8 protein-coding genes and 1 pseudogene are annotated in these 12,616 nt (G+C 32.6%); 7 read left to right on the forward strand and 2 right to left on the reverse strand.

The window, feature by feature from the left end:
• Positions 1 to 12: 12 nt before the first annotated feature.
• From RB619_RS20485 to RB619_RS20500, 4 genes are all read left to right on the forward strand, one after another.
• Positions 13 to 2,025, forward strand: a complete 2,013-nt coding sequence (locus tag RB619_RS20485; RefSeq protein ID WP_308100963.1) for a RagB/SusD family nutrient uptake outer membrane protein — start codon at positions 13 to 15, stop codon at positions 2,023 to 2,025.
• Between the two features lie 189 nt (positions 2,026 to 2,214).
• Positions 2,215 to 3,369: a TlpA disulfide reductase family protein gene (locus RB619_RS20490; protein ID WP_308100964.1), complete on the forward strand. Its 1,155-nt coding sequence runs from the start codon at positions 2,215 to 2,217 to the stop codon at positions 3,367 to 3,369.
• Positions 3,370 to 3,621: 252 nt separating this feature from the next.
• Positions 3,622 to 4,653, forward strand: a complete 1,032-nt coding sequence (locus RB619_RS20495) for an LLM class flavin-dependent oxidoreductase (protein WP_308100965.1) — start codon at positions 3,622 to 3,624, stop codon at positions 4,651 to 4,653.
• A gap of 264 nt (positions 4,654 to 4,917) precedes the next feature.
• On the forward strand, positions 4,918 to 5,169 hold the full coding sequence (locus RB619_RS20500) for a hypothetical protein (protein WP_308100966.1): 252 nt from the start codon (positions 4,918 to 4,920) through the stop codon (positions 5,167 to 5,169).
• A 109-nt stretch (positions 5,170 to 5,278) separates the two neighbouring features.
• Here the strand turns inward: RB619_RS20500 and RB619_RS20505 are convergent, their stop codons facing one another.
• Together RB619_RS20505 and RB619_RS20510 are read right to left on the reverse strand one after the other, a co-directional pair.
• Positions 5,279 to 6,490, reverse strand: a complete 1,212-nt coding sequence (locus RB619_RS20505; RefSeq protein WP_308100967.1) for a porin — start codon at positions 6,488 to 6,490, stop codon at positions 5,279 to 5,281.
• Between the two features lie 774 nt (positions 6,491 to 7,264).
• Positions 7,265 to 8,167, reverse strand: coding sequence for an AraC family transcriptional regulator (locus RB619_RS20510; protein ID WP_308100968.1), 903 nt, complete (start codon positions 8,165 to 8,167; stop codon positions 7,265 to 7,267).
• Positions 8,168 to 8,929: 762 nt separating this feature from the next.
• Here RB619_RS20510 and RB619_RS20515 point away from each other — a divergent pair.
• From RB619_RS20515 to RB619_RS20525, 3 genes and pseudogenes are all read left to right on the forward strand, one after another.
• Positions 8,930 to 9,910: pseudogene (locus RB619_RS20515) on the forward strand (BstXI family restriction endonuclease).
• Positions 9,911 to 10,087: 177 nt separating this feature from the next.
• Positions 10,088 to 11,359, forward strand: a complete 1,272-nt coding sequence (locus RB619_RS20520) for an MFS transporter (protein ID WP_308100969.1) — start codon at positions 10,088 to 10,090, stop codon at positions 11,357 to 11,359.
• Positions 11,360 to 11,447: 88 nt separating this feature from the next.
• Positions 11,448 to 12,524 (forward strand): exopolyphosphatase, encoded by a 1,077-nt coding sequence (locus RB619_RS20525; protein WP_308100970.1) that lies wholly within the window; start codon positions 11,448 to 11,450, stop codon positions 12,522 to 12,524.
• Positions 12,525 to 12,616 lie beyond the last annotated feature (92 nt).

Here is a 12,616-nt window from a genome sequence, read left to right on the forward strand (position 1 = left end):
AATTATTCAACAATGAAAAAATATATAAATAATAAAATTTCAAGACTGGTGCCTTTTGTACTATTGGCTGTATTGTCCAGTTCTTGTTCAAAAGATTTCCTTGATGCGGATCCGCTTTCATTTTATGACCCAGAGACTACGTTTACAACAGAAGCTGGTTTGCAGGCTACATTAGCACAGTGTGATAAACAGCTTCGTAATAATTACGTTCACTACAACTTTTCGGGTGTGAGCGTGCCTATTGGTACGGAATATCTTTTCTCTGACATGGCGCAATATGGAAAAACAGATACAGGCAGTAACATCGCTGATTATGCTGCGAATATAGTTCCTTCAGCTGGTACAGATATATATAGAAGAGATGCCGGAGGTGAATCAATTTATCTTGGATTCCTTTGGACTGAAGCATATACCGGTATCAAGAATGCGAATACAGTATTAACTTACATTGGTAATATAAAAACTTTATCTGAAGAGGTTAAAAATAAATATATCGGACAAGCTTATTTTCACAGATCATACCGTTATCTTAATCTAGTGTATCAGTTTGGTGATATTCCGTTGATCACTAAAATCTTGGAAGTACCAAAACAGAGCTATTATTCTACAAAAAAAGAAGCTATCATTGAAATGATTACGGCTGATATGGAGAAAGCTGTACAATGGGTTCCAGAGCAGTCAAAAATAGGATATGTTGGTATGGTGAGCAAAGGCGCTTGTCGTCAATTGTTAATTAAGTGTTATTTGGCTTCTGGAAGATTTGCTGATGCTGAGGCACAAGCTAACCTTTTGATTAATGGATCAGGTTACTCTTTGGTACAAGGGAATTTAGGAATTTTTGATCCAGGGGGAAATCCTACTGCATGGCCTATTACGAGAAATGTAATTTGGGATTTGCATAGACCTGAGAACAAAGTAATTGTTGCTAATACTGAAGCAATTTTAGTGGCACCAAACGGAGGAGCACAATCATTTTTAGCATTTGCCTCAATGAGAATTTTTGGGCCAAACTGGAACGATGCCAATTTGATTACTCCTGATGGTAAAACTGCAGCACCGCGTTTTCCATTGACTGACAAAACAAATTATAATGCAAAGTATGATTACCAAAGAGCTTTAGGACGTGGTATTGGTACAATAAGTGGTTCTTATTATTCGCAACATCCTATGTGGGTTGTAAACGGTGTTGAGGACAAGCAAGATCTTAGACACAACAGTACTGTTGGTAACTGGGTGAATATGGAAGACCTTAAATACGCTCCTGGAGCAGGTGGAAGTGCTACATGGGCGGGACAAAATTTCAGAATGAAAGATGCAGCTGGTAAATTGTTAGCAACAGATTCTATTCGTGATTGGTATGATTTTCCTCATTATAAAATCTATTATCATGATGTTGTAGCGGAAGCTAATCCAGCAGCAAATGATTTTCAGGGAGCTACGGCAGGAGCAAGTGCACATTTGTACATTTATCGTCTAGCAGAAACTTATTTATTACGTGCAGAAGCTCGTTTTTACCAAGGTAATGCTACAGGAGCGGCCCAGGATGTGAATGTTGTAAGAGCAAGAGCTAAAGCTTCACAAATGTATACAACTGTAACTATTGGTGATATTTGTGCAGAAAGAGGAAGAGAGCTTTATATGGAAGAATGGAGAAATGTAGAGTTAAAACGTATTTCGCACTGCTTGGCGATGAGCGGAAAACCAGATGAGTGGGGTAACACCTATAATAAAGCAACTTGGGACAAACAATCAGGGAAAGATGCAACTGGAGGAAGTTATTGGTGGCAGCGTATTGTTCATTACACACTTTACAACAAATATCCAAATGGAATTGCGCTTAAACCAGGTGTAAAATTCTATACTATGGACAAGCGTAATAATTATTGGCCAATTCCTTTCAAACTTGCTATTGAACCTAACATCAAAGGTCAATTAAGTCAGAATTATGGTTATGATGGCTATAATGCTGCAACTAAGGTTTGGGATAAATGGCAGGATGCTGTTGATGATGAGAGTAAAATCTAAATTCTGTTTTATTTTGCCCCTAAATTTAAGTTTAAGAAATAAAGCAATAGAATAAATGGCTTCATCATTTTAAAGAAGCTAAAGCAAAAACGAGTTAATGTATTTTAACTCGTTTTGTTTTTTATAATACATTTTGGTCATCTTTCGTAAAAAAAAAACTATAAAGGGACATTAAATAAATTTACAATTATGAGATTAACAACATCAATCCTTTTGATATTTTTTTGTGTGCCATTGGTCGCGCAGCATAAATTTTCGATTTCGGGTACTATTCCAGCTCAATATAAAGGAGCGGAAATTATGCTTTCTTCAAATAATTCATCTTTTAGCCCAATAAGTGTAAAAGAGAAAAACGGCAAATTTTATTTATCTGGTGAAATTAAGCAAGATTATGAACCCGCTAATTTTAGTGTGCAGAAGGATAATAAATATGTGGGAAATTTTTTTATACTTATAGGTGCGCAGGATATGAAAATTAATATCGTGAAACTAAATATGAAAGATTTCTTAAACGATTTTCAATCTTTCAATATTCCCTTTAATGAAGAACAAAAAGAATACAGACGTTTGACAAGACCAAGTGCAGATAGCGCCAAAGCGACTTTTGATATTTACTACGATGCGAGAAGTAAACATTTAGAACTAGCTAAGCAAGATTCCTTATGGAATATTATTTCAGACTGGAGAGAAAAATTACTGATTCAAAGGATAAAGTTTGTTGAATCACACCCTGATGCCTACATTTCATTATATCTTTTCAATAAGGAAATAGTAAATGGTAATCATCCAGTTTCTGCTGAAAGGCTTGACGCTACTTATAATAAGTTGAGCAATAATTTGAAAGAAAGCGATTTAGGAAAATCAGTTGGGCAATACATTAATAAAAGGCTATCGCTTACAGTTGGCCATGTTTTACCAAATTTCTCTTTTTCAACCGACAAAGGAGAGCATTTTGAATTGCCATCTTCTTTTAAAAATAAAAAACTTATACTTCTTTGTTTTTGGTCAAAAGGTTGTGCGCCATGTATCAGAAAGATCCCAACTTTAAAAGTGATTAATGAAAAATATAAATCGAAAGGCCTGCAGTTAATTTCTATTTCAACAGATGCGAAGTCTGATATTTGGTTTGATTCTTTGAATAAATACCAAATGCCTTGGTTGCAGACATGCGATCTTCCTGCTTATGTTCAAGGCGATAGAATACAAAGTCTCTTAAATGTAGTAAGTTTTCCACAGTATTTTTTAATTGATGCTACGGGCAAACTTGTTTATCAAAATGAACAATTAAATGACGATGAGGATCTGACTATGTTGCAGAAACTGTTGGAAAGCCAGTTGCAGTAAAGACTGTAAAAATTAAGCAACTAGAATTGTCTAAATAAGAATTTCATTTGAATATGATTCTACAACAAAAATAGATTTCACTTAATATGATGGTTGGGAAAAGGAGAATTTTGACACACTGTATGATGAATGGTTTTCTGCCTTAGAACTTGTAATAAAAAAGCATTAGAGTAATTTGATGATTACTTTTTGTAAAAAGTTTGCATACGCACTTAATAATGATGCGTATATTTGATAGTAGAACTAAAAATAATGCTATCAATGAAAAAAATTGGATTTTTGTCGTTTGGGCATTGGGCCAATCATCCTTCTTATAAAGCTAGGACAGCAAGCGATACATTGCTTCAGTCAATTGATTTGGCTGTTGCAGCAGAGGAAATTGGTTTGGATGGCGCCTATTTCCGAGTGCATCATTTTGCGCGACAGCTCGCATCACCATTTCCTTTACTTTCTGCTATTGGTGCTAAAACTAGTAAAATTGAAATTGGAACAGGAGTAATCGACATGCGATATGAGAACCCATTATATATGGTTGAAGATGCCAGTGCAGCTGATTTAATTTCAGAAGGACGATTGCAATTAGGAATAAGTAGAGGATCGCCAGAACAGGTTATTGACGGTTGGCGCGCTTTTGGATATGAACCCGAGCAAGGTGAAACAGATGCAGATATGGGACGCAAAAAAGCTCTAGAATTTTTAGAGAAGCTTAATGGAGAAGGATTTGCAGAGCCAAACCCATTTCCTATGTTTCCAAATCCGCCAGGCTTGTTGCGTTTGGAACCACATTCTGAAGGATTACGCGAAAGAATCTGGTGGGGCGCCGCATCTAATGCTACTGCAGTCTGGGCGGCAGAAAACGGAATGCATCTGCAAAGTTCTACCCTGAAATATGATGAAAACGGGAAACCTTTCCATATTCAACAAGCCGAGCAGATCAGATTGTATAAGGAAGCGTGGAAAAAAGCTGGACATGATCGCGAACCAAGAGTTTCAGTTAGCCGTTCTATTTTTGCATTGGTCACAGATCAGGACAAGTACTACTTTGGCGATCAAGGCAGAGGATCTGATAGTTTTGGTAATATTGAAAGTGATAAACGAGCAATTTTCGGAAAGAGTTATGCGGCAGAACCAGATAAACTTATTGAAGAGTTAAAAAAAGATGAGGCGATTCAAGAAGCTGATACATTGTTGCTTACAATTCCTAATACATTAGGTGTTGATTACAATGTACATATACTTTCTTCTATATTAAAATATATAGCTCCAGAGATGGGATGGCGGTAAAATTTTTAGAAATGCACTAAATAATGAAGCGAGTTCTATAGATTTTTTGAAGTTTGTTTATTTCGCCAAAAGAATATCGATGATAATTTTATTAAAATTTTAATAATTATAATTAAAACCTTCGCGTAGAAGTTTAAAAATTGTTTTATTGATAATTGAGTGTTAAGGACCCTTATTTTGTGTTTGCAATATGATGTTCTATTAATAAATAGTATTACTTTTAGAGAACCCAAGCTATAGTAATAATGAAATAAAAATATTACCATGGAACAAGCTATTAAACTAAAAATCCGAAAGGATGTAAACGGAAATCAGCAACTTAATATTATTAAATTAAAAGGAAGTTTAATAACTAAAGGCTACACTGAAATAATTCATATTCTTGATCAGGACGACGAGTTTCATATAAACTCATTTGCAACTCGAGATGAAATAAAAAATGAAGTTCATGATTATATAACATCATTTATCAGTAAAGAGAATTTAGTAGATACTGTTAGCTTTTTAAAGGGCTAAATTTCTATCAGTTAAAAACTTCTTTCTTTTGATTTTATGTAAGTAAAAAAAAATAAACCACTCTGCTTTACTATCAGAGTGGTTTATTTTTTTATTTATATCTATTACGTTATAATACTAATAGTGGAGCAATGAATCCAACTGCCAAAAGACCTGTTGTATAATCTTTTACACCAAAAGCCGATTCAGCATAGCTGGTATAGTTGTATTTTCTGGCCGTATAAGCCAAATAGAATTTTAGATTTAAGTCTTTAAATGGCATATATTGTACAGTTGGAATTAAACCCCAGCTTGTAGATAATTTATCATTTGCATTGGGATCAGGGTTGTCTTTCCATAAATGATTGCTGTTCATAACGGTTAATAGCAAGTTGATTTTAGGTGTAACCAGATATTCAGCTCTTAGCCAGTTTTCATGATAAACTACTTTTTGTGCTGCATAAGGATACTGGCTGCTAATGATGCTCGATACAATACCCAAACGGTCTAGGCCTTCGTTACGATATTGAAAATCATAATAAACGACTAATTTATTTGCCGTAAATTTATTTCCCAGCGCAATGTAGTTCATGTGAGCCCCTTGTGCTTCATTAAAAAAACTGTAACTGTAGGTTGTTTCAAATTTTCCTCCAAAAAATTTCCCTCGCCAGTTTGCTACTGCAGCCAAAGGAAATTCTGAAGCTTCGATATTGGGAGGAGCACTCGCTCCATATTGTTCCTCATACGTTTTGGTTCTTGAATTTAGGACCTGAAATGAAAAGGAATGGTTTCCGTTTTCTAAGGTATGCGATACTCCGACACCTACCAAGAAGTTGTCGGCATATTCGATAACATCATTATAAGTCAAGATGTCAATGGGATTAAAATCAAATTCGTATCCGCCCCAGTCTGCGCAAAGTTTTCCAATAGAGATATTGGTTCTTTTCGATAAGTCAATTCGTAAAAAAGCAAGATCGACCGCACGGCTTATATTGTCAAGATTTCCTGGAACTGGCTCACGAGTGTAGCGATTTCTAAATCTGAAATATACTTTATCATGAATCTTTCCTTTGATTTCAAATCGAAGCTGATCAACGTTAAAATGTGATATATCATGGTTTCCATCAGTGAAGTAACTGTTGTAGGCCATTCTAGAATTAAAAATCACATCAATATCTCTTAACAACGATTGTTTTGAGATAGGAATGATCGGTTCAATAGAATCAGTAAGATGATTTCCTTCATTGGTTTGTTTTTCCATAAGATCTGCTTGTCCCAATACTATGATTGGAAAAAACAGTATTAACAGATGTAAATACAATTTTTTCATAATTTTTTTCATGGTTACATTTTTTGATTAGAATAAATAGGATTTTATCTTGAGGGTTCATTTTGAGATTTTATTTAAGAGTTGTAATGGGTTTTTTCTGCTGATTTTTAAATCTGATAAACTAAACAGTAGTTGTTCCTAAAAGAATAGTTTGTAAAATTGATTTTCAAGGTATAGGAAATTAGTGCTGATATTGAGGAAATAGGAGCAATGCTAAATTGATTACTTAAAAGAGTAAAAATGTGTTTTCTTGTAAATGAGTTTTTTAACTTAAGAAGTTTATGCTGAACAATGTGGAATTGATTAAATTTATCTCTAAAACAGTAGATTATAAAACTAATAAGTTCAATGCATAGTGCTGGATATCTTAAAAAATAAGATAGAAAAACAGTTTGACCAGAATGCCTGCAAAGTATAGTTATAACCATATTATTAAGTTTTAAGAAACAGAATAATTACCGAGATGCTATTACCTAATAAAAATTTGAATTTGAGGCAGTGAATATAATTACTGATAAAAGTACTACTTTTTTTAATAATTTAATTGTAAAATTAAATATAATTTACGCTGTTACAGTTGTTTATGTTAAAAAAAAAGACACGCGCTCTTGATTGTTAGTTAATTTTAAAAGTAAATAATTTACTAGTTTATGATAAGTTTACACCTTCATAGATGTAAACGAGGTTGTAGTATAACCAAAATAGAACCCAATAATCAAAACAAAAAGAAAAAAGTTTATAGCTAACTTAATTTAGCATTATTGTTTTTGTATTTCCGATACAATGCTACAATGATTTCGATTGAGGAGAAAAACGATACTGCAATGGGGATACTTTCATGTGTTTTTTAAAGAGACGTGAAAAATAATAAGGATCATCATACCCCAAATCAGCAGCGATAATTTTTACTTTAACCTCTGAGGTTATTAATAATAAACATGCGTGTTGCAATTTTAAGTGAATAAAATAGTCCAATGGAGCCATACCAGTGCTTTTTTTGAAAAGCAATGAAAAATGCGAAGGTGACAAATTGTTTATTAAAGCCAAATCTTCTAAAGTAAGTTTTCCGGCAAAGTTGTTCCTCATATAAGTAATGGTGTTGCTTATAAAGTCTTTTTCGTCCTGCTTTTTTTCATTTACATTGACATCAGGATATAAAAAGGAGGAAATAAAATGGTACAGACATAAATTAGCTTTGGTAATGTTTTCCTTTCCATAACCCATTTCAAGACTTTGGTACATGGTATGCCATAGTTCTATTCCTTTTTCGTTACAGGCAATTTGTCGTGGGCCGTCGAACAAACCAATATTGAAACTTTTATTAAAAACATCTATTTCACGACTGCTAAAATGAACCCAGTATATTGTCCAAGGATCATGTTCATCAGCTCCGTAAATTATGTGCTCATTTGTTGCAGGAATTATAAAAAATTGATTTGGACTAATTTCAAAACGCTTGTTATTCACACTATGCCAGCCTTTTCCACGTACGCAGTAAATTAGAATATTATCTGTGCATCCTTTTTTTTGCTCTCTGTAATAATAAGTGGCTTTAGGGAAATATCCAATATGAGTTATATATAAATGACTTAATACAGGATTTTCTTTAATTGCTTTTTGCCAAACATTATTAGGCAGCGATATTAATTTTTCCTTCCGAAATTCATCGTGTTGTTTTGAACTTTCCATGATAATTTAATGTGAACATAAAAAGCATTTATTACTAAAGTACATTTTTATTTTTCTTCTGTTTTAATTAGAAAATGATTTTTGAATGATCTATAAATTATAAATAAAATCGTCTTGACTATTTTTTAGGAGTAGATGTTTTTTATGAAAATTAGGTTTTATAATATTGTTTTTTAGTTGATTATGATGTTGGTTTTGATTATTCTGTACTATTGAATTCAGCAGATATAAAAAGTTTTTGCCTTTAGATTTTAGCCAATAATTTTTGTGTGAATATTTATGGTTTTCTTTTTTAATGTTGGTTTAATAATAAGATAATCCATTACAAAGATTTAATAAATTCTTCCTAGTAATTTTATGGGCTTGTAAAAGTATTTTCTTAAAGTAAGTGATCGAGATAATAATAAGATTGTCCATCATAATAGTAATATTATCCATTTATTTTAAGATGTGAATAAAATAGTTTTGTTTTTATTTAACAAATGTTTAAGTTTGGTTAATCAATGAAATTTTAAACGTTTGCTTGAAATTTATTACTTTTTAAAAAATGACTTTTTGTTAAAATACTGATAGCTAGTTTTTTATAAAATTAATGAATTATTATATCAAATTTTTAAAAAGAACTGTGAATTAGAAAATTATCCTTAAAAGTTAATCAAAAAACCCCGTGTTTACTATGAATATTTAAAATTAAATTAAAGAATGTAAAGAAGATATTGCTGCCAAATCTATAATAAAATTAACAACCAACTAACTTAACCTATGGCAAAAAGACTACCTAAACTACCTCCTTTACTGCAAAGTAAAATTTACAAGACCGGACAAACAAGAAGTGCGAATGATGATGTGATTTTTCAAAATAGAGCCAATAGAAACGGCACCGTTTTGATTCCTTTTGAATCCATTGATTTATTCGATATTTCTATTTTGACGTCAAAATTCGAAAGTGGCTTCATCGTTGTCATAAGTCCTGACGACTATTACACAAATCCTGATGTGTTAATTGTAATGAAAGCCAAGAAGTTAAAACTTGGTGTTAATGCTATTTTGCATTACGAGACAAGAGCGCAATGGAACAAGTTTAATCCCTACAAAAATAAGTTGTCTGTAGCTGAAAAGAGAACAGCGCCTATTGATGGTCATTTTGTTGCAAGAATATTATCGTCATCTTCAAAAGACGAAGAAAAAATTATTCTAGGTTTTAATACCAGCAACTGTAAAGGTGCCGGAATCAGGGTTGCTGAATATGCTCCTCTTTTTACAATCAAATCCTGCCACTTGCAATTAGAATATTTATTCTGACTCTGCTATGATTCTAAGGAAATTGCATTAGGCGCAGGAATGACGGAAAGTGAGATTGAACATCGTATGACGGCTATAACTACAGCCTGCAATAATCAAAAATTATCAAATAATGACCGACTTTATAAGACGCGAATTATTGATAATGTTCAAAACACTATTTGCCCTCTTTGTTTGAAAAAGTTAAGTGCAGAGGCTTTTCTAATCAACTTTTTTGAATCTGGCGAGAAGTCAGATGCTGAAAAAGATATTAGCCAGATAAACCTTTTTTATATCAATCAGCTAAAAACAGGAGAATTCAATCATTCCCCTTATAATTTGGCGTGGGGACATCAAAACTGCAACATGATTTGTAAAGAGACTGGTGTAATCGAAACGATTAAATGGATGAAAGAAGTGGTCGTAAATACCATTATTTTCAACAAGGATTCATCTAATTAAGATTACCAAATAGACTGTGTTGAGGTGCATATTTTAAATAAAATATACGCCCTAAAATGTCATAGGTCTATACAAGATTAAATTCACTATTTAAATTAAAAGCGATTTGTATATAAGGGCAAGTTCTGCCCATTTGCGATGGCACCAAAAAAATAACTTCACCAAAAAAATAAAAAAATGATCAGCGACTTAAGAAAAAAATACATCGAAAATTATAGCGGTTTTCCAAAAGAAATTTGGATTTTGACATTAATAACCTTTATAAACAGAACCGGGACAATGGTAATTCCGTTTCTCTCAAAATACATGCGAGAGAACCTTCATTTTGAATACAATCAGATAGGGTGGGTTATGGTTTGTTTTGGAGTAGGATCCTTTATAGGTACTTGGCTGAGTGGCGTATTATCGGATAAAATTGGATTTTACAAGGTTATGATAGGAAGCCTTTTTGGCAGCGGATTAATCTTTTTCATGCTTCAGTATATCGAGTCGTTTGAAGGGTTTTGTTTATCAATTCTGCTTTTAACAACTATTGCCGATATGTTTAGGCCAGCAATGCTTGTGTCCTTGAACACCTATACTAGAAAAGAAAATAAAACCAGAGCACTTGCTTTGGTAAGATCGGCAACAAGTCTTGGTTTCTTATTTGGCCCTCCTTTAGGAGGTGTTATCATTATGCTGATAGGTTATAAATATCTTTTTTATGTTGATTCTGCTACTTGTATACTTGCGGTTTTAGTTTTTGTTCTTTTAGTTAAAGAAAGAAAACTGCCTTTTAAACTCAAAAAAAACAATATTGGATTGGACAAATATGCAATATTGAAAGACAAAGCTTTTTTAACGCATATGTTCATTTCGCTGATAACAGGAATTATGTATTTTCAAGTATTCACGACTTTGACCTTGTACCACCGAGAACAATTTAATTTATCAGAAGTAAACAGCGGTTTGATTTTAAGCTTTAGTGGTATATTGACATTACTGTTTGAATTGCCGATTGTTAACTATGTTGAAAGAAACAGAATTAACAAGCTGAACGTTATAATGGTTGGTCTAGCTTTTATGGTGCTTAGTTACAGTCTTTTATTAATGAATGACAAATGGTACGGAATATTGTATATTATGATGTTTTTTATGACTCTTGGGGTAATGTTGACTTTTCCTTTTGCCAATTCATTTGCCATGACGAGATCACACAATAACCAAGAAGGAAAGTACATGTCTGTTTTTACAATGAGTTTTAGTCTTGCGCACATCTTAAGTGCCAAGACAGGTATGGAAATTGTCGCATATGCAAGTTATAGAGCAGATTTTATCTTTATGTGTTTAATTGGTGTATTGGCTATTTCGCTTTGTTACTGGCTGGTAAAAACGGTTGAGAAAGAATCGATAGAAACTAAAATAAAAATAGTGCAATCTATTTTTGTCGACAAAAACAAAAAGCTCTAAGCTGTTTTTGATATGAAAATGGACTTATAATTCCTTTTCAATGGTTTGAATAAAATGAGTTGCTATTATTAAAAAACACCCATTTACGATGAAAAAAAATATTGCGTTCATAGCCATAATCATTTTTGTTTTTTTGCTTCCGTCGAGTTTGATTTCACAAGAACTTTTTGCAGGAATTGAAATAGGAAGCAAGGGAGTAAAAATGTCGGTAATAAATGTCCAAAACATTAAAAGAGGAAAATACGAAGTTGTTGATTTTTGGACAGAAAATGTTGCTATTGCGAAAGGAATCGCGATAGACAAAAAATTAGCAGAAACTGATATTGAAAATGCCTTTAATGTAGCGGTGAAAAATTATACCAAGCTAATTAAAGAATACAAAATTGAAGAAAAAAATATTTTCATAGTTGTATCTTCTGGTGTAGGAATGGCTGAAAATGTCGATATCCTGCTTCAAAAATTATATGTTTTTACCAATATTAATGTTGGGATAATTACTGCAGAAACAGAGGCAAAATTATTATTGAAAGGATGTATTCCGCCAAAAGAGTATGAGAATTCTTTGATTCTGGATATTGGAGGCGGAAATACTAAAGGAGGATATGTCGAAGAATTTAGTGAAGAGGATATTCTGTTGTTTTATCCTCTTACATTAGATTTAGGAACTGTAACTTTTACCGAGAAAATAAGCAAAAATGGAAAAGCCAATTCAATTGCTGAATTTAATGACTTGCTGGTTAGTTCATTACCAGAATTAAGAGAGCAAACAGATAACTTGTATAAGAAAAGTCCAAAAGCTTTTAATAAAAAAAATGTATATATGTCTGGAGGCGCCGTTTGGGCTTTTTACACGCTGTATAAAGGAAAAAGTGCAATCGAAAATTTTAGTCCGTTTGAGATTAAGGATGTTGCAGATTACAATACTATGATAAAAACAGATTATGCAAAATTTGAAGCATTAGCATTGCAAAATAAGGATGTCGAAAAGGTATTGAAAACCTATTCTCAAAAATATTTAATCGCTGCAAATTCACTATTGCTTACTTTATTAGAAAAAATGCCTGATGTCAAATCTAAAAACATCTATTTTACAAAACAAGGACAAATGGCATGGTTGCTTTCTTATATTGCTGATTCGGCAAAAAGAGCAAAAAACATCCATTAAGAAGACCAATTAATAATCTTCTTTAAGTAGAAAAAGAATGATTTTAAGCTATTGTTTTTGACATTGTGATATAAAGTCCAAATAGTAGCTTA

It is taken from the genome of Flavobacterium sp. LHD-80, assembly GCF_030929605.1.
In the GTDB taxonomy this organism is placed as follows: domain Bacteria; phylum Bacteroidota; class Bacteroidia; order Flavobacteriales; family Flavobacteriaceae; genus Flavobacterium.

Coding starts and splice junctions, on each gene's coding strand:
- RB619_RS20520 (WP_308100969.1), top strand. CDS start 10,088: ATGATCAGCGACTTAAGAAAAAAATACATCGAAAATTATAGCGGTTTT.
- RB619_RS20505 (WP_308100967.1), bottom strand. CDS start 6,490: ATGAAAAAAATTATGAAAAAATTGTATTTACATCTGTTAATACTGTTT.
- RB619_RS20510 (WP_308100968.1), bottom strand. CDS start 8,167: ATGGAAAGTTCAAAACAACACGATGAATTTCGGAAGGAAAAATTAATA.
- RB619_RS20500 (WP_308100966.1), top strand. CDS start 4,918: ATGGAACAAGCTATTAAACTAAAAATCCGAAAGGATGTAAACGGAAAT.
- RB619_RS20485 (WP_308100963.1), top strand. CDS start 13: ATGAAAAAATATATAAATAATAAAATTTCAAGACTGGTGCCTTTTGTA.
- RB619_RS20495 (WP_308100965.1), top strand. CDS start 3,622: ATGCTATCAATGAAAAAAATTGGATTTTTGTCGTTTGGGCATTGGGCC.
- RB619_RS20525 (WP_308100970.1), top strand. CDS start 11,448: ATGAAAAAAAATATTGCGTTCATAGCCATAATCATTTTTGTTTTTTTG.
- RB619_RS20490 (WP_308100964.1), top strand. CDS start 2,215: ATGAGATTAACAACATCAATCCTTTTGATATTTTTTTGTGTGCCATTG.